This window comes from Rhodanobacter sp. DHG33 (assembly GCF_014843005.1).
In the GTDB taxonomy this organism is placed as follows: domain Bacteria; phylum Pseudomonadota; class Gammaproteobacteria; order Xanthomonadales; family Rhodanobacteraceae; genus Rhodanobacter_A.
Genome location: NZ_JACYXM010000005.1, coordinates 170,267 through 190,597 on the forward strand (window position 1 = coordinate 170,267; position 20,331 = coordinate 190,597).

The 20,331-nt window shown below is 66.4% G+C and carries 16 protein-coding genes; 9 read left to right on the forward strand and 7 right to left on the reverse strand.

Translation table 11 applies throughout. From position 1 onward, the window contains the following. Positions 1-25: 25 nt before the first annotated feature. Entirely contained in the window at positions 26-658 is a 633-nt protein-coding gene (locus IHE46_RS11355; RefSeq protein WP_192164756.1) for a thymidine kinase, read from the reverse strand. Positions 659-822: 164 nt separating this feature from the next. Next, positions 823-2,022 (reverse strand): aminotransferase class I/II-fold pyridoxal phosphate-dependent enzyme, encoded by a 1,200-nt coding sequence (locus IHE46_RS11360; RefSeq protein WP_192164757.1) that lies wholly within the window; start codon positions 2,020-2,022, stop codon positions 823-825. Between the two features lie 96 nt (positions 2,023-2,118). Here IHE46_RS11360 and IHE46_RS11365 point away from each other — a divergent pair, with 96 nt between their 5' ends. The 3 genes from IHE46_RS11365 to IHE46_RS11375 all read left to right on the forward strand — a co-directional run bounded on the left by IHE46_RS11365 (position 2,119) and on the right by IHE46_RS11375 (position 6,309). Further along, positions 2,119-2,598 (forward strand): Lrp/AsnC family transcriptional regulator, encoded by a 480-nt coding sequence (locus tag IHE46_RS11365; protein WP_192164758.1) that lies wholly within the window; start codon positions 2,119-2,121, stop codon positions 2,596-2,598. Between the two features lie 67 nt (positions 2,599-2,665). After that, positions 2,666-4,645 (forward strand): UvrD-helicase domain-containing protein, encoded by a 1,980-nt coding sequence (locus IHE46_RS11370; RefSeq protein ID WP_192164759.1) that lies wholly within the window; start codon positions 2,666-2,668, stop codon positions 4,643-4,645. A 77-nt stretch (positions 4,646-4,722) separates the two neighbouring features. Continuing rightward, complete coding sequence (locus tag IHE46_RS11375) at positions 4,723-6,309, forward strand: sulfotransferase (protein ID WP_192164760.1); 1,587 nt, start codon at positions 4,723-4,725, stop codon at positions 6,307-6,309. A 151-nt stretch (positions 6,310-6,460) separates the two neighbouring features. Here the strand turns inward: IHE46_RS11375 and IHE46_RS11380 are convergent, their stop codons facing one another. After that, positions 6,461-9,322, reverse strand: coding sequence for a TonB-dependent receptor (locus tag IHE46_RS11380; RefSeq protein ID WP_192164761.1), 2,862 nt, complete (start codon positions 9,320-9,322; stop codon positions 6,461-6,463). 227 nt (positions 9,323-9,549) lie between these two features. Continuing rightward, positions 9,550-10,584: an AI-2E family transporter gene (locus IHE46_RS11385; RefSeq protein ID WP_192164762.1), complete on the reverse strand. Its 1,035-nt coding sequence runs from the start codon at positions 10,582-10,584 to the stop codon at positions 9,550-9,552. Positions 10,585-10,675: 91 nt separating this feature from the next. Here IHE46_RS11385 and IHE46_RS11390 point away from each other — a divergent pair, with 91 nt between their 5' ends. From IHE46_RS11390 to IHE46_RS11410, 5 genes are all read left to right on the forward strand, one after another. Further along, positions 10,676-11,557 carry an HAD family acid phosphatase gene (locus IHE46_RS11390; protein ID WP_192164763.1) on the forward strand — a complete coding sequence of 294 codons (882 nt, stop codon included), beginning with the start codon at positions 10,676-10,678 and terminating at the stop codon, positions 11,555-11,557. Positions 11,558-11,936: 379 nt separating this feature from the next. Next, positions 11,937-12,842: a hypothetical protein gene (locus IHE46_RS11395; RefSeq protein ID WP_192164764.1), complete on the forward strand. Its 906-nt coding sequence runs from the start codon at positions 11,937-11,939 to the stop codon at positions 12,840-12,842. Between the two features lie 155 nt (positions 12,843-12,997). Further along, positions 12,998-15,673: a glycerol-3-phosphate 1-O-acyltransferase PlsB gene (plsB, locus tag IHE46_RS11400; RefSeq protein WP_225562998.1), complete on the forward strand. Its 2,676-nt coding sequence runs from the start codon at positions 12,998-13,000 to the stop codon at positions 15,671-15,673. 27 nt (positions 15,674-15,700) lie between these two features. Next, entirely contained in the window at positions 15,701-16,456 is a 756-nt protein-coding gene (gene ubiE / locus IHE46_RS11405) for a bifunctional demethylmenaquinone methyltransferase/2-methoxy-6-polyprenyl-1,4-benzoquinol methylase UbiE (protein ID WP_192164766.1), read from the forward strand. Positions 16,457-16,478: 22 nt separating this feature from the next. Beyond that, on the forward strand, positions 16,479-17,150 hold the full coding sequence (locus IHE46_RS11410; RefSeq protein WP_192164767.1) for a Pr6Pr family membrane protein: 672 nt from the start codon (positions 16,479-16,481) through the stop codon (positions 17,148-17,150). 39 nt (positions 17,151-17,189) lie between these two features. On the opposite strand, the gene IHE46_RS11415 is transcribed toward IHE46_RS11410, so the two are convergent. From IHE46_RS11415 to IHE46_RS11425, 3 genes are read right to left on the reverse strand one after another with little or no spacing between them, the layout of a single operon-like run. Continuing rightward, complete coding sequence (locus IHE46_RS11415) at positions 17,190-17,882, reverse strand: glutathione S-transferase family protein (RefSeq protein ID WP_192164768.1); 693 nt, start codon at positions 17,880-17,882, stop codon at positions 17,190-17,192. A gap of 54 nt (positions 17,883-17,936) precedes the next feature. Then, positions 17,937-18,773, reverse strand: coding sequence for a PhzF family phenazine biosynthesis protein (locus IHE46_RS11420; protein WP_192164769.1), 837 nt, complete (start codon positions 18,771-18,773; stop codon positions 17,937-17,939). After that, positions 18,770-19,681 (reverse strand): DMT family transporter, encoded by a 912-nt coding sequence (locus tag IHE46_RS11425; protein ID WP_192164770.1) that lies wholly within the window; start codon positions 19,679-19,681, stop codon positions 18,770-18,772. The genes IHE46_RS11420 and IHE46_RS11425 overlap by 4 nt, the downstream gene beginning before the upstream one ends. A gap of 123 nt (positions 19,682-19,804) precedes the next feature. On the opposite strand from IHE46_RS11425, the gene IHE46_RS11430 reads away from it, so the two are divergent. Further along, entirely contained in the window at positions 19,805-20,299 is a 495-nt protein-coding gene (locus tag IHE46_RS11430) for an Lrp/AsnC family transcriptional regulator (RefSeq protein ID WP_192164771.1), read from the forward strand. The last annotated feature ends 32 nt before the right edge of the window (positions 20,300-20,331 follow it).

Genomic DNA, 20,331 nt, shown 5'->3' on the forward strand with positions numbered 1-20,331 from the left:
GAAAAATCCGCGCCCCGCGGATTTTTCAGGATTGATCGTCCAGCGGCAGCACGCTCTGCTGCAACTCGATGCGCCCGCGGCCTTCGGTGATCTTCTTGAACTCGGCGCGGCTCACCGAGACATAGCGGTCGTTGCCGCCGATCTCAACCTGCGGCCCTTCGGTGACTGCTCGGCCCTGCTCGTCCACGCGCACCACCATGGTGGCCTTGCTGCCGCTGTGGCAGATGGTCTTGATCTCCTGCAGCTCGTCGGCCCAGGCCAGCAGGTAGCGGCTGCCCTCGAACAGCTCGCCGCGGAAGTCGGTGCGCAGACCGTAGGCCAGTACCGGCACGCGCAGCTTGTCCACCACGTCGGTGAGCTGCCATACCTGTTGCTTGGCGAGGAACTGCGCCTCGTCCACGAACACGCAGTGGAGCGTGCCGTGCGCGGCGATGTCCGCTTCGACCAGCGCAAGCAGGTTCTCGTCGCCGCCGAAGCGCCGCGCGTTCGCCTTCAGGCCGATGCGCGAAGCCACCACGCCTTCGCCGTAGCGGTTGTCCAGCGCCGGCGTCAGGATGATCGTGCGCATGCCGCGCTCGTGGTAGTTGTACGCGCTCTGCAGCAGCGTGGTGGTCTTGCCGGCGTTCATCGCCGAGTAATAGAAGTAGAGCTTGGCCATGGCGATGCGCGACGTTCGTGGACGTGCATGGTAGCGCGGCCGCCGGCAAGTTCCGGTCCATTGGGTACGACCTGGTGCGTGCAGCGACGAATCGGGCCCGCTCTCCCATCAGGGATAAGCGGGCTCTCCTATGCCAACGCTCTCATCAAGCCATGCTTGCGCGATCAGGCTGCCTTGGCCTGCCGTGCGGCATCCAGCGCCTGTGCAAGGTCGGCCCACAAGTCGTCGGCGTGCTCGATACCCACCGACAGCCGCAGCAGGCCCGGGGTGATGCCGCAGCGCCGCTGCGTATCCGCGTCGACCACGCGGTGGGTGAGTCCGGCCGGGTGCTGGATCAGCGTGTCGACCGAGCCCAGGCTCACCGCAGGAGTAGCCAGCCGCACTGCCGCCATCACGGCGGCCGCGGCGGCATGACCACCATGCATTTCGAACGCCATCAGGCTGCCCGGTCCGCGCATCTGGGTACTTGCCAGGGCGGCATTCGCCACCGTGCCCAGTCCCGGATAGCAGACCTTCGCCACCGCCGGATGCCGCGCCAGCCGTTCGGCGATGCGCTGCGCATTCTCCTGGGCCTTCAGCACGCGCAGGCCCAGTGTGGGCAGGCCACGATGCAGCAGATAGGCACCCAGCGGATGCAACAGGCCACCGGTCGCCGCGCGCACCTGGCGCAGTGCCTTGGCCCACTCGGCATTGCAGGCCACCACGCCGGCGATCACGTCGCCGTGGCCGCCGAGGAACTTGGTGGCGCTGTGCAGCACCAGGGTGGCGCCGAAATCGACCGGCTGCTGCAGCACCGGCGTGGCGAAAGTGGAATCCACCAGCACGGGCACGCCGCGCGCCGCGCGCACCACGGCGGCGATGTCGATCAGGTCCAGCGTCGGGTTGGCCGGCGTTTCTATCACCACCAGCGCGGTATCCGCATCGATGGCGGCGGCGATGCCATCCGGTTCCACCCAGCGCGTCGTGATGCCGAGCAAGCCCGACGCCAGCAGGTGATCGTTGGTGCCGTACAGCGGCCGCACCGCCAGCACATGTTTGCCGCGCTGGCCGGCGGCGAGCAGACAGGCCGACATGGCCGCCATGCCCGAACCGAAGGCCACCGCATCGGTCGTACCCTCCAGCTTCGCCAGCGCCGCCTCGAAGCGCGCCACCGTCGGGTTGTGCAGGCGCGCATAGATCGGATTGGCCGCCGCGGCTTCGCCACCCACCAGGGCATCGAAACTCGCCGTACCGACATCCAGGTTGCGCACCGGGTAGGTGGTGGACAGATCCAGCGGCGGTGCGTGCACGCCGAGTTCGGCGAAATCCTCGCGTCCCGCATGCACGGCCAAGGTGTCTTGATGCAGCCCGTCGATGCCACGCATATCCCACCCCATGATTCGTGAATTCCCATGGAGACTAGAACTCTCATGCCACATCAAGGCATGATTCCGAACAATATTTCGCAAAGCGGCCAATCCATGCGCCTCGACCGAACCGACTTCGCCATACTGCGGGAGTTGCGGAAGAACGCGCGGCTGCCAAACAAGACCCTGGCCGAACGCATCGGCGTGGCTCCTTCCACCGCACTGGAGCGCGTGCGCCGGTTGCGCGAGGAAGGCGCGATCCAGGGATTCCACGCGGAAATCCAGCCGCGCTCGGTGGGGATCGGCCTGCAGGCGATGATCAGCGTGCGCCTGGCCCGCCATGCGCGCGCCGATCTCGACGCCTTCCATGCCTATCTGATGACCCTGCGCGAGGTGCTCAGCTTCTACCACGTGGCCGGCGCCAACGATTACCTGGTGCACGTGGCGGTGCACGACAGCGACCACCTGCGCGACTTCGCACTGGACGCCTTCACCACGCGCCCCGAAGTGGCGCACATCGAGACCAGCCTGATCTTCAATTTCTATCGCAACGCCGGCTTGCCGATCTACCTGGAAGGCGAAGACAACGAATAGCGGCCCGAGCGGCTTCCCGCCGCCCCTCTGCTACCATCCAGCGCCGCCTCATGCACCGCCGCGATCCATGCTCAACCCGCAACAACAGGCCGCCGTCGAACACTGCGACACACCCTTGCTGGTGCTGGCTGGCGCGGGTTCGGGCAAGACCAGCGTCATCACGCAGAAGATCGCCCACCTGATCGGGCGGCGGAAGCTTGCCGCGTCGAAGATCGCCGCGATCACCTTCACCAACAAGGCCGCCCGCGAGATGCGCGAGCGCGTGGGCAAGCTGGTGTCCGTCGAGGACGCCGCCGCGCTCACCGTATGCACCTTCCATGCGCTGGGGCTGAAGTTCCTGCAGATCGAGCACGCACGTGCCGGCCTGCGCCGCGGTTTCTCCGTGCTGGACGCGGACGACAGCGAGGGCATCGTCAAGGAACTCGCGCCCAAGGGCGCGAAACCCGACGTGCTGTTCAACCTGCGCAACCTGCTTAGCCGCGCCAAGAACGCCGGCCTCTCGCCGGAAGAAGCGCTGGCCGCCGCGCGCAGCCCGCGCGAGCTGGAGGCGGCGACCATCTACGAGCTCTATCAGGCGCGCCTCGCCGCCTTCAACGCGGTGGATTTCGACGACCTGATCCGCCTGCCGCTGCGCATCCTGGAAAGCGACGCCGAATGCCGCGACGCCTGGCGCGAGCGCCTGCGCTACCTGCTGGTGGACGAATACCAGGACACCAACGACGCGCAGTACCGTCTGCTCAAGGCGCTCACCGGCGAACGCGGCGGCATCACCTGCGTGGGCGACGACGACCAGAGCATCTACGCCTGGCGCGGCGCCAACCCCGAGAACATCGACCAGCTCGGCCGCGACTGGCCCAACTTGCGCGTGATCAAGCTGGAGCAGAACTACCGCTGCGGCAAGCGCATCCTGCGCGCCGCGAACGCGCTGATCGCCAACAACCCGCACGCGCACGAAAAAAAGCTGTGGAGCGAGCACCCAGAGGGCGCGCCGATCCGCGTGCTGGAGTGCAAGGAAGCCGAACACGAAGCCGAGAAGGTGGCCGCGCTCGCCACCACGCTGGCGGAGAAGCACAAGGCGCGCTGGCACGACATCGCCATCCTCTATCGCGGCAACTTCCAGGCCCGTCCGCTGGAAAAAGCGCTGCGCCTGGCGCGCGTGCCTTACCACCTCACCGGCGCGCTTTCCTTTCTCGATCGCGCCGAGGTGAAGGACCTGCTCTGCTACCTGCGCCTGCTCACCAACCCGAACGACGATGCCGCCTTCCTGCGCGTGGTGAACGTGCCCAAGCGCGAGATCGGCTCGACCACGCTGGAGAAGCTGGGCCAGCTCGCGCAATCCAGGCACTGCTCGCTGCTGGAAGCCACCCGCAGCGACGGCGTGCTGCGCCAGCTCACGCCGCGCCCGGCCGCCGCGCTGGCCGCATTCTCCGACCTGCTGGACGAACTGCGCAGCGCCTCGCTGCACGAGAGCGCGGCGGACCTGGTCGAACGCATCCTCAAGCGCACCGGTTACGCGGCCCAGCTCGCCGCCAGCACGCCGGACGCCAGCGTGCGCGAACGCAAGCTGGGCAACCTGCGCGAACTCACCGACTGGTTCCGCGCCATGCAGAAGGGCGACAGCGCCGGCGACCTCGCCGCCCAGCTCGCCCTGCTCAGTCACGCCGACCGCGACGATCCCGGCAACGCGGTGCGCATGATGACGCTGCATGCCGCCAAGGGCCTGGAGTTCCGCTTCGTCTTCATCGTCGGCTGCGAGGACGGCACGCTGCCGCACGACGGCGCCATCGACGAGGGCCGCATCGACGAAGAGCGCCGCCTGATGTACGTGGGCATCACCCGCGCCAAAGAGTTGCTGACGCTGTCGTGGTCGGCCAAGACCAAGCGCTACGGCGAAGTGCACAGCAACCAGCCCAGCCGCTTCCTGCACGAACTGCCGCAGACCGATCTGCACTGGCAGGGCAAGGACCCGGAGGCGGACAAGGAGGCCGTGCGCGAAACCGCCGAATCGCACATGGCGCGGATCAAGGCCATGCTGGCAGGTACCTAGTTGACGGCCGGACGCCTGACTTCCATTGTGCGGGTGGCGGCCGGCCGCCTTATTTTCCCGGCTCCAGGGGGATTACCGTGATCGATTCGACCCGGGCTTACAGCAAGCTCGTCGCTGCTTTCAACCAGAACGACTGGCCGCGCGTGCAGCAGCGCGCCGCCCAGGTACTCGCCCTTGCACCGGACGATGCGCGCGTGCATTTCATGGTCGGCGTGGCCTTCATGCAGATGCAACACGTGAAGCAGATGCCGATGGCGCTGGAGCACCTGCTGAAAGCCACCCAGCTGGAGCCGCGCCGCGCCGACTACGCGGCGCAGTACGCGAAGTCGCTGGCGCTGTGCCGGCGATTCCGCGAGGCACGGCAGGTGGCGGATCGTGCGATGACCCTGTCGCCCGACGACGTGCAGACCCTGGGCACGCTGGGTACGGTGTACAAGCAAGCCAACGCGCACGTGCAATCGGCCAAGGCATTCCGCCGCGCCGTGGCGCTGTCGCCCGAGCAGGCCATCAACCACCTCAACCTCGCCTATGCGCTGAATTCGCTTGGCGACACCGAAGGCGCCGAGCAGGAACTGGAAACCTGCGTGCGGATCGAACCGCGGCACTGGTACGCGCACCTCCTGCTCGCCCAGCTGCAGAAGCAGACGATGGGCCACAACCACATCGCGCGCATGCACGAGCTGCTGGAACGCCACGCCAACGATCTCGGCGCGCAGCTGCTGCTCAATATCGCCCTCGGCAAGGAATGCGACGACCTCGGGGACTACCCCCGGGCGTTCGGGCACTACACGCGCGGCAAGACGGCCGGCCGTCGCATGCGGCCCTATACGTTCGCACGCGACCGGGCGATGTTCGACGCCATCGTGCGCGCCTTCCCTGCCGCCGAGACGGAAGCCGTGGGCGATCCCACGCGCGAGCCCATCTTCATCATCGGCATGCCGCGTACCGGCACCACCCTGCTGGATCGCGTGCTTTCCAGCCATCCCGACGTGCGTTCCGCCGGCGAGCTGCAGAACTTTCCCACCATGATCCAGCGCGCCTCCGGCTGTCCCACCGCCTTGCTGGGCGAAGCGGACCTCGTCGCGCGCACCCGGCACATCGATTGGCGGCAACTCGGCGAAGCGTACCTCGCCAGCACGCGGCCGGTGAGCGGAGAAACGCCACGCTTCATCGACAAGATGCCGCACAACTTCCTCTACGCCGGATGGATCGCCCGCGCGCTGCCGAACGCGAAGATCGTCTGCCTGCGCCGCGACCCGCTGGACACCTCCATCGGCAACTTCCGTCACCTGTTCGACCAGGAATCGGGCTTCTACGACTACTCCTTCAATCTCGACGACATCGGCTGCTACACCCTCCAGTTCGACCGCCTGATGGCGCACTGGCGCAAGGTGCTGCCCGGCCGCGTCCACGAAGTGCGCTACGAATCGCTGGTGGAAAACACCGAGGCCACCGCGCGCGAACTGCTGGCCTTCTGCGAGCTGCCGTGGGATGACGCCTGCCTGCGCTCCGAGGACAACGCCGCGCCCGTCAATACGCCCAATTCCTGGCAGGTGCGCTCGCCGATCTACAGCCGCGCCGTCGGCCAATGGCGGAACTACGAATCGCAGCTGCAGGACTTGCGCCGGTTGTTCGCCGACGCCGGAATCGACTCGGCGCGCTGAGCTTCCGTCGGCGAAAAGGCAGGCCCTGGGCGGCCGGTTATACCGAACCCATTCTCGCTTTCTTTATTCCGTTGCCGGCCTGCTCGATCGACACAAAAAACGGCCCCGCCGAAGCGGGGCCGTCGATCGAACCGATAAAACGCGGACTTGCTTACTCGGGGACGCCGAACCTGTAGTTCGCCTCGAGATACATCGCACGACCGTACACGTTGTAGTTGCTTGAGTTGTACGGCGAGCCCGACGTGCCCGGGTAGCTGTGATCCATCGGCGGCATCTTGTTGAAGAGGTTGTTCACCAGAAACGACAGGCCCAGCCTCTTGAGCGGATGCCAGGTCACGCTGGCGTTGTACACCGTCCATGCCGGCAGCTTGCCCGTGCCTGCGTAGGCATAGCTGTCGTAATACGTCGCGAGGTAGTTCGGCGTACGCCCGTAGCGGTTGGCATACAGCGTCGCGCTCCAGTTCTCCTTGTTCCAGGTGAGCGAGGCATTGGCCTTGGTCTTGAAGTCGGTGCTCCAACCCGGATGGCGCAGCAGGTCGATGGCCGGATCGTTCGGGTAATCCTGATACGTATGCTTCAGCTCGTCGCTGTAGGACGCGTTCCAGATCAGGCTGCCCCACGAACCGATGCCGTGCGCGTAGCTGAAATTGGCGGAGATGGCGTTGACCTGCTCATTGGACACGTTCACCTTCGGCGTGTAGATCTCCTCGATGTCGCCGAGCAGCGGAATGCCGTTCAAGGTCGTCGCCGGGCCACGCACGATCTGCGCAAAAGCCGCCTGGCACGTCTGGGTGTTCATGGCGATGGTACCCACGTCACACAGGTATTCCGCGTTCGACAGCTGATCGGAACTCTCCTGGTTCACTTCGTTGTTGATGTCCCAGTGCAGGTAGTCCACGCTGAGCGACATGCGTTCGAGCGGCGCCCATACCAGGCCGTAGCTCCAGACCGTGGCGGTGATCGGCTTGAGCTTGGCGCTGCCGGACTGCTGACCGAAGAACTGCACATCGCTGTAGCTGCTGGGGCAGTTTTCGACGTTCGCACCGGTATAGCCGAGGCGTGCGCAGTTGGCGTAGTCGGTGACGAAGTTGTAGTAGCCGCTCAGACCCTGGAACTCGTCGGCCAGGGTCGGCACCTTGAACGCAGTGCCGTAACGGCCGCGCAGCAGCAGGGTATCGAAGGGACGGTACTCAAGGCCGATGTTGTAGGTGCCGTGGCCAACGTCCTGGCCGGCCACGTGGTAGCTGTCATAGCGGCCGGAGACGTCCAGGGTCAGCTGGCTCAGCAGCGGAAACTTGAGCTCGGTGGTGGCCGCGTAGCGCGAACGATGGCCAGCTCCCTGCACGTCGGTGGTGCCCCACACGTCGCCGTTGAGCAGGCGCGGATCGGGCGTGTAGTTCCAGCCCTGATTGCCGCCTTCGAGCACCACTGCCACGCCAGCATCGCCACCAGGCAGACTGAACAGCGACGCGTTGGTCAACTGGGCACGCAGCATGTTGTCCCAGGTCTTGGCGTCGGTGTCCGTGTACCCGGTGAAGCTGCGGAAATCCGACGGCGACATCGGCGTGTAGAACGCGCCGTAGTTCACCGCGAACTCGGGGTAATAACCGTTGTAGAGCCCCAGTTGCTGGCCGAGCACATGCGAGCGGAAGTACGCGTCGATCGGTCCGTCAAAACGCTGGTAGTTGTGTTCGATCAGCTTGTCGTCGGAATGGGTGAAGCCGAGGTCGTAGTCCCAGTTCTGGCCGATGCTGCCGCGGCCGCCCAGCGTGAGCATGTACGAATTCTCGTAGTTCTTGTTCATGATGTTCTGGTAGCCGCCGACGTCTTCCGGCGAGAACGCGCGCTGCAGATTCACCAGCTTGCCGAGATTCGTGTCGTAAATGTAGCCGTAGTCGATCGACGTGCCCCACCACATGTAGTTGGAACCCGTGGAGTACTTCTGCTCGTCGTAGTTGTAGAGCAGATCGCCGTACAACTGCAGGTTGTCGTTCACGTCGAACGTGTTGTGCGTGTAGAAATTGACCGTCTTCTCGTCGTTCTTCATCGTGGCGTAGCCGGGCGTGTCGAACGAGCCGCAGTAATAGCCGGAATTCTTGCGGTACCGCTTGCCTTCGCTGCCGTTGAACTGGCCGGTGACGCTGGAGCAGTTGTTCGGGTCTTCGAATTGGTAGCCGCCCACGCGCGCGTTGACCAGGTAGTCGCGCGAAGCCACCGGCGCGCTGGTGCCCTGGGTGAAGAATTGGCTGGTCAGGTCGCGGCTGTAGTTCCAGATCGGCTGGGACTTCTCGAACTGCACGCCGACCAGCGAGTTGAATTTGCCCCAGCTGAAGCTGTCGGCAAAGCTGATGCGGCGGTCCGCACCGCCGCCTTCGCTGTACCCGCCCACGCGCACGTCGATCGCCGGTGCGTCGATATGCTTCTTGAGCACGATGTTGATGACGCCGGCGATGGCATCCGAACCGTAGAGCGAGGACTGGCCGCCCGGCAGGATGTCGATGTGATCGACCATGTCCATCGGGATGCCGCTGAGGCTGTTGAACGCATCGCTGCCGTTGTACAAGGCAGGGAAGTTGCCCATCGGCCGACCATCGACCAGGTATTTCACGAAGCCGACGGGCAGACCGAACATGCTCAACGTCTGCGCACCCTGGGTGAACGACGCCGAGGACGCCGCCCCCTGCACGCTGCCGGTAGCGAACGACGCCTGCTGCAACGCCTCGGCCACGGTACTGAAGCCCTGCTTCTTCATCTGGTCCGCGGTGATCGTGATGACCGGGGTAGCGGTCTCGACCTGGGTCTGCGGAATCAGCGAGCCGGTGACCGTGACCGCCTCCAGTTTCTTGGCGTTCTTGCTGTCAGCCGACTGGCTAGCGCTCTGACTCTGCTGCGAGCTCTGGCCCTGCGCGCCAGACGAGGACGCCGCTTGGACATCCTGCGCGTAGGCGGCGACGGAAAGGGAGCCAAGCGCCAGGGCTGCGACCACAGCGACGGCCAGCTTCGACTTGATCATGTTTGATATCCCTTGTGGTGTGCAGAAGCGTTGAGCCCGGCATGGACCGGACATTCAGCACGCCTGCGCCGGCGAACCCGGGGTGCGAACCGGTCAATCCCCATTGAACCGGCTCTTCGCAAGATCGTGCTGTCGCTTTCTTTACCACAAGATTTAACGATTCATCAACATATTGCGCGCAAAAACTTTCGACGCACAAAGCGCAACGAACGCAATTGCATCGCCGATCAGATCAGCCGCCCGGCCTCCAGTTCGCCCTTGAGATAGGCGTAGTAGATCGGCGCCGCAATCACGCCAGGCAGGCCGAAAGCCGCCTCCAGCAGCAGCATGGCAATCAGCAATTCCCACGCCGCCGCATGGATTTGCGAACCCACGATGCGCGCGTTGAGGAAGTACTCCAGTTTGTGGATCACGATCAGGAAGCCCAGCGCGGCGATGCCGACGCCCAGCGATACCGACAGCGCCGCGATGGTGATGGCGGTATTGGACAGCAGGTTGCCGATCACCGGCAGCAGTCCGACGATGAAGGTGACCGCCACCAGCGTCTTGGCCAGCGGCACATGGATGCCCAGCAGCGGCAGCACGCCGAGCAGGAACACGGCAGTGAGCGCGGTGTTGACCAGCGAGATCTTGATCTGCGCGAACACGATGTCGTGGAACGCCACGGCAAGGCGCTGGCAGCGCTGGCCCAGCGCCGCCGCCAGCGGCCCCACCTGATGCGCCGGCCGAGTGCGGCTCAACGCGACAATGGCGCCCAGCACCAGGCCGATCAGGATGTGCACGGACACGCGCGCCGCGCCCTTGCCCGCCGTCTGCAAGGTCGTTGCATGCTTGCTGGCCAGCGCGACCAGGCCATCGCGCAGGTCGTCGACGCTGTCGGGCAGGTGGTCGACCAGCATCGCCGGCAGCTGCTGGCGCGCCTTGTCCACCAGCGGCATCAGCTGCTGTTGCCAGAGCACGTCGGGGTTGCCCAGTTCGCTGCGGAAGAAGCTGATCGCACCGAGGATCAGCAGCACCAGCAAGCCCACCACCACCGCGCCCAGCACCGCCACCACCACCACCCGTGCGCGGTCGCCTGGAATGCGCCGGCCCAGCAACGGCGTCGCCGCCTGCACCAGCTCGTACACCAGCAGTCCCGCCAGCAGGGCGGAGAGCAGATGCAGTTGCAGCACCAGCCACAGCACCGCGCCTGCGAGCACGTAGCTGGCGATCTGGATGACGGAGGAACTGGCGCGAGGCGCGGCTGACGTCGGATCGTTCATGCGGGTTCCGGCGGGATGGGGTTGGCGCCAGTCTGTCAGATCACTGCCTTAAACTCCCGGCAGACTCGCCGCTTTTCGTTGGAGATCCCTCATGCGACTTCACCTGCCGCTGGCCCTGGCCGCGTCCGTCCTGCTCGCCGGTTGCGCCAGCGCGCCGACCCATCCCGCCGCCGCGTCCGCGCCAGCTCCCGTGTCCGAAGCCGCCGCCAACGACAACCTCAACGCGGTGGCGTGGACGCAGACCGCGATCGAGCATGACCTGATCTACATCCAGGCTTACCGCGATGCGCAGTCGCGCCTGCTGGAAGCCCTGCACGATCCGAACTGGGACGCCCTGTCCAAGGACGACCGCGTGACGCCCGCCACCGGCCTGCCCGCTGCCGTCGTGCTGGACATCGACGAAACCGTGCTGGACAACTCGCCCTACCAGGCCCGTCTGGTAAAGAGCGGCGGCAGCTACGACGAAGCCAGCTGGGCCGCGTGGTGCAAGGAACAGCGCGCCCGCGCCATGCCCGGCGCGCTGGCCTTCACGCAGTTCGCCGCCGCGCACGGCATCGCGGTGATCTACCTCTCCAACCGGGCACAGGACCTGGACACCGCCACCCTGGCCAACCTGCGGCAGCTGGGCTTCCCCGTTTCCGGCCCGGACGCCTTCCTCGGCCTGGGCACGGTGGAGCCGGGCTGCGACCAGGTGGGCACCGAGAAAGGTTGCCGGCGCCAGTTGGTGAGCCGCAAATACCGTGTACTGATGCAGTTCGGCGACCAGTTGGGGGACTTCGTGGACGTGCTCGCCAACACCGAGGCCGGCCGCAAGCAGGCCATCGCCGACTACATGGGCTGGATCGGCACGCGCTGGTTCGTGCTGCCCAACCCCACCTACGGTTCGTGGGAGCCGGCGCTGTTCAACAACGACTGGAGCGCGCCGGCGACGGAGCAGCGCCAGAAGAAGCTGGATTCCTTGCGCTATAATTGATCAAAAACAATAAGTTATAAGCAATAACAAAAGTATTGCCTTAGATTTAACACCCAAGTAATATCTGCCTCGCCTACCTGCTGCTGACCGCCGTTTTCCGCAGGCAAGGCCATTTCCCTTCCGGCCCTGCCGGATTACCCCGTGAGGCTCGCGCCCGCGGGGTTTTCTTTCATTTAGGGCCGCATTTTGCGGTCGCTCCGGATCGCATGGATCAAATGAGCGGACGCCGGCCTTTGCGATAGTCCCGATCGCGGACGTCCAGCAGACGACCATCCATGGCGCGCTCCATCAAAGCAGCAACGCAGGTTTCTGCGGGCGGCCCTTGTTTGCCGCTTGCCGCGCCGCATACCCTGTTCCTTCATTCCCACTGGATCTGCCCATGCGCTTCCGCTCCCTGTGCCGTCCCTTGCTGCCCCTGCTCGCCACACTGGCGCTGCTGGCCGCCTGCCACGGCAACGAAGCCTCGCAAGCCGGCGGCAGCACGCCGGAAGCGGCCGTGCAGGGCTCGATCGACCTGCTGAAAGCCGGCGACTTCAACGGCCTGTGGAAACACGTCCTGCCGCCCGCCGATTACGCCACCCTGCGCACCGACTGGAGCCAGCACAACGCCAACCGTCCGCCGGTGAGCGCCGACGACAAGGCGAAGTTCGACGCGTCGGTGCAGCAGCTCACCGGCCCCGATGCGGAGAACAAGCTCTACGCCCAGCTGCAGCCCAAGCTCGAGCAGATGCAGCAGCAATACAAGGACCAGTTGCCGGTGCTGGTCGCCATGTACGGTGCCTTCCTCAAGAACGGCGTGGCGCAGAACCAGAGCCTGGGCTCCGAACAGAAGGCCCAGGCCACCCAGCTGATCGACGTGCTGACGCCGTGGGCGCAGCAGGCGCCGTGGTTCGACCAGGCCAAGGCGAAGCAGACCATAGGCGTGCTGGTGAGCACTGCGCGCAAGCTCGATCTCAAGAGCCCGGAACAATTGCGCACGATGGATTTCGACGCCGCCATGGCGAGGTACGCCACCGGCTACGCCGGCCTCAAGCAGGCACTGGCGATCTATGGCCTGCAGGTGGACGAGGCACTGGATTCGGTGAAGCTCAGCACCGTTTCCAACCAGAACGGCCATGCCGTGGTGAAGATCGACTACACCCTGCTCGGCAAGCCGCTCACCGCCGAAACCAACCTGGTGCAGCAGGACGGCCGCTGGTACAGCGAATCGCTGATCGACAACGTGCGCAAGGCGCACGAGCAGTTGCAACAGCCGGCCGCGGCAGGCAGCGTGGCAGCGCACTGATTTCGGCCGCCCCGCAGGGGTGCTTCGTGTTGCTCTGACCGGCGCCAGCGCCTCGGACACAGGGGGCTTTCCTGCGGTCGCCGTTACTCACCACACGCTCAAGCATGGTTTTACAAACCAGCCGGTAGAATAGGCGGATGCAAAACATCTCCACCATGGATTCACCCCGTCGCCGCACGCCCTGGTGGTTCCACCTGGCCGGGCAGTTGCTGCAGCCGTGGATACGCATCCGCCGCGACCCGGCGGAACCGGCCACCCTGCTCAAGGCAGGCGTGCCGGTGTGCTACGTCATCGAGCGCGACGGCTTTTCCGACGCGCTGATCCTCGACCGCGCCTGTCGCGAGGCCGGCCTGCCCAGTCCCATGCAGCCGCTCACCGGCACCCGCCGCAAGCGCTCGGTGTTCGCGCTGATGCGCCGCGACGGCTGGCTGTTCGGCCGCAAGCGCCACCGCTCGCCGAACGAGCCGCTGGGTCAGCTGGTGCATTCGCTGGAGGGCCTGCCCGAGCGCGACATCCAGATCGTGCCGGTGTCGATCTACGTGGGCCGCGCGCCGAACCGCGACTCGGGCTGGTTCAGCGTGCTGTTCTCCGAGAACTGGGTGATGGTGGGCCGCTTCCGCCGCCTGCTGGCGCTGCTGCTCAACGGCCGCGACACCGTGGTGCACTTCGCCGCGCCGGTATCGCTGCGCGAGGTGCTGGCGGAATCCGGCGACCTGCCGCCGCCGCGCTTCGCACGCAAGCTGGGGCGCGTGCTGCGCACCCACTTCCACCGCATCCGCGCCGCGGTGATCGGACCAGACCTGTCGCACCGGCGTACCGTGGTGGACGACGTGCTGCGCGCCGAACCGGTGCGCGCGGCGATCGCCGCCACCGCGGCGAAGGAAAAGATCAGCGAGGCCAAGGCCAAGCAGCGCGCGCAAAAGATGATGCTGGAGATCGCCGCCGACTACTCGCATCCGGTGGTGCGCTCGGCCACGTTCCTGCTGTCCAACTTCTGGAACAAGCTGTACGACGGCATCGCCATGCACCACTTCGACAAGGCCCGCGCCGCCGCGCCCGGGCACGAAGTGGTGTACGTGCCCAGCCACCGCAGCCACGCCGACTATCTCTTGCTCAGCTACCAGCTGCACATGTCCGGCGTGGTGCCGCCGCACATCGCCGCGGGCGTCAACCTCAACCTGCCGGTGATCGGGCCGTTCCTGCGCCGCGGCGGCGCGTTCTTCATGCGGCGCACCTTCAAGGGCAACGCGCTGTACTCGGTGATCTTCAACGAATACATGGCGCAGCTGATCGACCGCGGCGTGCCGATGGAGTACTTCATCGAAGGCGGCCGCTCGCGCACCGGGCGCCTGCTGGCGCCGCGCGCCGGCATGCTGGTGATGACGGTGCGCGCCTTCCTGCGCGCGCCGCGCCGGCCGGTGCTGTTCCAGCCGGTGTACATCGGCTACGAGAAGCTGATGGAAGGCAAGAGCTACGCGGGCGAGCTCAGCGGCCAGCCCAAGGAGAAGGAAACCCTGTTCGCCCTGCTGCGCGGCATCGGCGGCCTGTTCAAGCAGCGCTACGGCCACGTCACGATCAACTTCGGCGAACCGATCGAGCTGACCCCGCTGCTGGAAGCGGCGAGCAGCGACTGGCGCAGCGCCGGCAACGACCCCGATGCCCGCCCCGAATGGCTGAGCGGCACGATCGACCAGTTGGCCGAGCGCATCCAGGTCAACGTCAACCGCGCGGCCGACGTCAATCCGATCAACCTGCTGGCGCTCACCCTGCTGGCTACGCCCAAGCACGCGATGGCCGAGAACGACCTGCTCGCGCAGCTCGAGCTCACCAAGTCGCTGCTGCTGGAGCTGCCCTACTCCGACCGCATCACCATCACGCCGATGGATCCCGCGGGCATCATCGCCTACGGCGAGCAGATGGGCTGGATCCGCCGCATCAAGCATCCGCTGGGCGACGTGCTGGACGTGGAAGGCGAACAGGCCGCCCTGCTTAGCTACTTCCGCAACAACGTGCTGCACCTGATGGCCGTCTCGGCATGGGTGGCCTGCTGCTTCCTCAACAACCGGCGCGTGTCGCGCGCCTCGGTGCAGCGGCTGGGCCGCATCATCTATCCGTTCCTGCAGGGCGAGCTGTTCCTGGCCTGGGACGAGGAAGGCTTCGGCACACAGCTGCAGGCCACCATCGACTTCTTCGTGCGCCGCGGCCTGCTCGAAGCCACCGGAGACGGCCGCATGCTGGAACGCGCGCCGGGCCAGGACGACAGCGCCTACCAGCTGCGCATCATCGCGCGCAGCCTGATCCAGGCCTTCGAGCGCTACTACATCGCCATCGCCGCGCTGGCCAAGCACGGACCGCACGCGCTCACCGCCGCCGAACTGGAAAACACCTGCACGCTCACCGCGCAGCGGCTGTCCCTGCTCGACGAGCTCAACGCGCCAGAGTTCTTCGACAAGGCGCTGTTCCGCGGCTTCATCCAGAAGCTGCGCGAGCGCCGCGTGGTGTGGACGGACGAGGCCGGCAAGCTCGACTACGACAGCGCGCTGGACGAGATGGTGCGCGACGCGCGGGTGATCCTGTCGCGCGAGATGCGCCACTCCATCCTCAAGATCACGCCGGGCGGCGAACGCGACACCATGCTCGACGAAGACATCCACGAGCCGGCCGCGCACACACCCGCACCGCTCACCGGTGCCGATGTTGGTGCTGACGCCAGTGCGGAACTGCATCAGCGCCACGTGGCCAACGAACACGCGATCCACCACGCGCACCCAGCCAACGCTCCCGCAAGCACCGAAGAAACCGAAGGCACGCAGCGCGACCTGCCGCTGTGACGGTCCATTACTCCCATTGATGACGCCATGAACGATCAGCCCGCAACCACTACCCATTTCGGCTTCCGCGACGTGCCCGTCGCCGACAAGCAGAAGCTGGTCGGCCAGGTGTTCACTTCGGTCGCGCGCAACTACGACCTGATGAACGACCTGATGTCGTTCGGCGTCCACCGTCTGTGGAAGCGCCATTTCGTGGCGATCAGCGGCGTACGCAAGGGCGACCGCGTGCTGGATCTCGCCGGCGGCACCGGCGACATCGCTGCGCTGCTCAAGCCCGTGGTGGGCGAACAGGGCGAAGTCGTCGTCGGCGACATCAATGCCGCCATGCTCGGCGTGGGCCGCAACCGCATGACCGACCGCGGCCTCGTCACCGGCCTGCGCTGGGCCCAGCTCAATGCCGAATGCCTGCCCTTCCCCGACAACAGCTTCGACGCCGTGACCATGGCCTTCGGCCTGCGCAACGTCACCGACAAGGACAAGGCGCTGGCCGATATCTGTCGCGTGCTCAAGCCCGGCGGCCGCGCGCTGGTGCTGGAATTCTCGCGCGTGCAGAGCGAGCTGTTCAGCAAGCTCTACGACTTCCACTCCTTCAAGGTACTGCCCAAGCTAGGCCAGCTGTTCGCCGGCGACGCCGACAGCTACCAGTACCTCGCCGAATCCATCCGCAAGCATCCCGACCAGCAGACGCTGAAGGGCATGATGGAACGCGCCGGCTTCGGCCGCGTGGAAGTGCGCAACCTGTCGAACGGCATCGTGGCGATCCACCGGGCATACAAGTTTTGATGCTCCGCTGACCGGCACACCGATGCAGCAACCACCGGACCGCCTCCGCACCTTCGCCGCCGTGGCCGCGCTGCTGGGCTGGATCACGCTGGCGCTGCAGCTGCTGTTGACGATCCAGATGAGCATCGGCAGCGGCCGGGGTATCTGGCACGGCGTCTGGATCTATCTGGATTACTTCACCATCCTCACCAACGTGCTGGCGGCCCTGGTGTTGACGGCGGCAGCGCACCGATCACGCGGCGCGCTCGGCTGCTATCTCGTGCGAACGGGTGTGCAGACCGCGACCGCCATGAGCATCATCATCGTGGCGCTGGTCTACAACCTGATGCTGCGCCAGCTGTGGCAGCCGCACGGCTGGCGGGCCGTGGCCGACAACATGCTGCACGTGGCGATGCCGGCGCTGTTCCTGCTGCACTGGTGGCTGTCGGTGCCGAAGCAGACGCTGCGTTGGCCGCAGGCATTCGCCTGGCAGGCGTATCCGGCTGCGTATTTCATCTATGTGTTGCTGCGTGGCGCGATGGACGGCCGATATCCGTATCCGTTTCTCGACGTCGCCGCGCTGGGCTACCTGCGGGTACTGATCGATGCCTGCGCCGTGCTGCTGGCCTTCGTCGCGGTCGCATGGGTGCTGATCGCGCTGGGGCACTGGCAGGCAAGGCGGTCCACGCAGGTTCGTGCCTCGCGGCCAAGGTGACACTGGCCGCGAGGCTGCTCAGAGCCCGCTCAAAGGCTTTCAGCCCGCCGTACGCAGATCCTGCAGCCACGTGCCCGCCTGACGCGCTTCGTCCTCATGCTCGGGATCGCGCCACGATTCCACCAGCGCCGCGGCGTACCACTCGCGCATCGCGGGCAGGTCGAGCAGGCGCTGTGCATAGGCCATCGCCGCCGCGCCAAGCTGCAGACCGTAGCTCTGGATGCGGAAGGCCACCGGCGCGAAGAACGCATCGACCGTGCTGAAGTCCGTGCCGGCGAGGAAGGGGCCGCCGAAACGCGCCAGGCCTTCGTTCCACAACTCGTCGATGCGAGACAGGTCCCTGCGCAGCGCGTCGCTCGGCGCATCGACGCGCACGCGCACGCCGCAGTTCATCGTGCAGGCACCGCGCAACGCGGTGAAGCCGGAATGCATTTCGGCGGCGGCACAACGCGCCCATGCGCGCGCCTTCGGGTCGGATGGCCAGATGCCGGCGTGCCGCTCGGCGAGGTATTCCGCAATCGCCAGCGAATCCCACACCACCGTATCGCCATCGAGCAGGCAGGGCACCTTGCCGGTAGGCGAGAAGCTGCGGAACGTCGTCCAGTTCGCGCCGACGCCGCCGTCGAAGGGCACCAGCTTTTCCGTGAACGCGATGCCGCGCTCGCGCAGCAGCACCCACGGCCGCAGCGACCACGAGGAGTAATTCTTGTTGGCGATGTAGAGCTCGTACACGTTGCACTCCCTGGGTGATGGTCTGGACGATGCAGGCGCCGCCGGCGGGCATGGCTACATCAGCCGCGCCCGGCCGGCGACGCGGATGGAACTGCCCGGCTCCGCTGGAATCCCGGCACTGAGGCGCGAAGGACACCCCATGTCCACGCCCTGCAGCACTTCGATCTCGCCGCCGTGCGGCCAGCCCAGGTCACGCAGGTAGCCGGCGAAGGCTGCGGTCGCGGCACCGGTGGCCGGGTCTTCGTAGACCCCGCCGGAGGCGAAGGGATTGCGGGTGTGGAAACGCCGCGGCGTCTCCGCATGGGCGAGCAGGATGGTGACCAGCCCGGCGCGCCGCATCAGGGCGCGGCCGGCGTCCATTTCGTAGACCATGGCCGCCAGCGCTTCGCGGCTGCGCAAGGCCAGCGACAGATGGTCCGCACCGCCGTGGATCAGTGCGGGCGGCAGGCGCGGGTCGAGCTCCGCGCGGCCGTAGCCGAACAGCGCCAGCGCCTCGTCCACTAGCGCCGGCGGTGCAAGTGCGCTGCGTGTTGGCGGCGACTGCAGCGCCGCGCTCAGCATGTCGCCCGCGCTGTGTCCTTCGACGGTGATCTTCGCCTCGTTGAGGGTCAACGCGAATACGCCGTCGCCGTGCGCCAGCGCCAATGCCGCGCCCAGCGCGATCGTGGCGTGGCCGCAGAACGGCACCTCGGATTCGGGCGAGAAATAACGCACCCGCCAACCGTCGCCCTGACGCGCAGCGAAGGCGGTTTCCGAGAAGCCGACTTCGGCGGCGATCCGCTGCATCGCTGCCGCATCGGGCAACGCATCGGCGATCAGCACGCCGGCCGGATTGCCGCCGGCATCGCCATCGGCAAAGGCCGCGATGCGCAGAACTTCGACGCCGCTCATGTCGGCTCCGACACTGCCACCGGCGCAGGCAGCACCTTGCGCCGCGCGTTCGCCAGCACCACGCCGCCGATCACGATGGCGCCACCCACCAGCACCATCGCACCCGGCACTTCACCGAGCCATACCCAGCCGATCACGATGGCGATGGGCGGCGAGAGGTAGATGAAGCTGGACACGCGCGAGGCGCTGGCACGATGCACCGCGATGTTCCATGCCAGGTAGCCGATGAAGCTCGGTGCGATGCCCAGCCACAGCAGCGCGGCGATATGCGACCACGGCGCCGCCGCCAGCGCCTGCGGCAAACCGCCCGCGAACGGCACGCAGCCCAGCGTGCCGGCGAAGAAGGTGAAGGCGGTGACCGCCAGCGTGCTGGAGCGCGCAAACATCGACTTCTGCCCCACGAAGAAGATCGCCGAAGCCAGCACGCATACCAGCACCAGCAGTGCCTTCGGGTCGGCTTCTACCCTCTGGCCGCTGGCCAGCACCACCAACACGGTGCCGACCAGCGCGATGGCGAGGCCGATCCAGGTGCGCAGGCTCAGGCGCTCGCGCAGCCACAGCGCCGACACCGCCGCGGTCGCCGCAGGTACCAGGCAGATGATGATGGAGGCGGTGCCGCTGGCGATGCGCGTTTCCGCCCAGTTGAGGCAAACGTGGTAGGTCGTGAGCCCGATCAGGCCGAGCACGAACAGCAGCGGCCAGTCGCGCTTCGCCGGCAGGGGCACGCGCTTCACCGCCAGCAGCGCGGCGAAGCACAGCGAGCCGATGGCGAGTCGTGAGAATGCGACTTCGCCCGGCGTGAACGATGCCAGCGCGTAGGCGATCGCCGCATACGCCGACGACCACGTGATCAGGGCGATCGCGATGCAGATCAATGCGCGTGCGTCGAGGCGCTCGGTGGCGCTCATGGGTGGCGTTCCTGCAGTGGGGAGTGCGCATCCTAGTCTTGCCTGCGATGTCGCGGAATAATGCATCGGCAGGCGATACCGATGTTTCGCCGTCGATCGAAATATAAATCGGAGGATGCCGCCTTGGAATCGAAACCCGAACTGGACAGCAAAGACTGGCAGTTGCTGGAAGCCCTGCAGCGCGACGCGCGGCTGGGCTACGCCGAACTCGGCCGCAAGGTGAAGCTCTCCGCGCCAGCCGTGGCCGAGCGCGTGAAACGGCTGGAGGATACCGGCGTGATCAGCGGCTACCGCGCCGTGGTGGAGCCGAAGCGGCTGGGCTACCGCATCGAGGCGATGGTGCGGCTGCGCTGCGACGGCGGCATCTGCGCGCGCATCGGCCTGATCGTCGCCGACATTCCCGAAGTGCTGGATTGCCGCCGCCTCGCCGGCGAGGATTCCGCCCTGCTGCGCGTGGTGGCGATGTCCATCAACCATCTCGAAAGCGTGCTCGACCGCCTGCTGAAGATCCACTCCAGCATCAGCACCACCACGCTGATCGTGCTGCAGGCACCGCACGCGAATCGCGCGGTCACCCGCGCGATGTGGGACGCCGCGCGCAAGCTGCCGCTGGACTGACGCGCACCGCGACCTGCCTCGCATGTACGCTC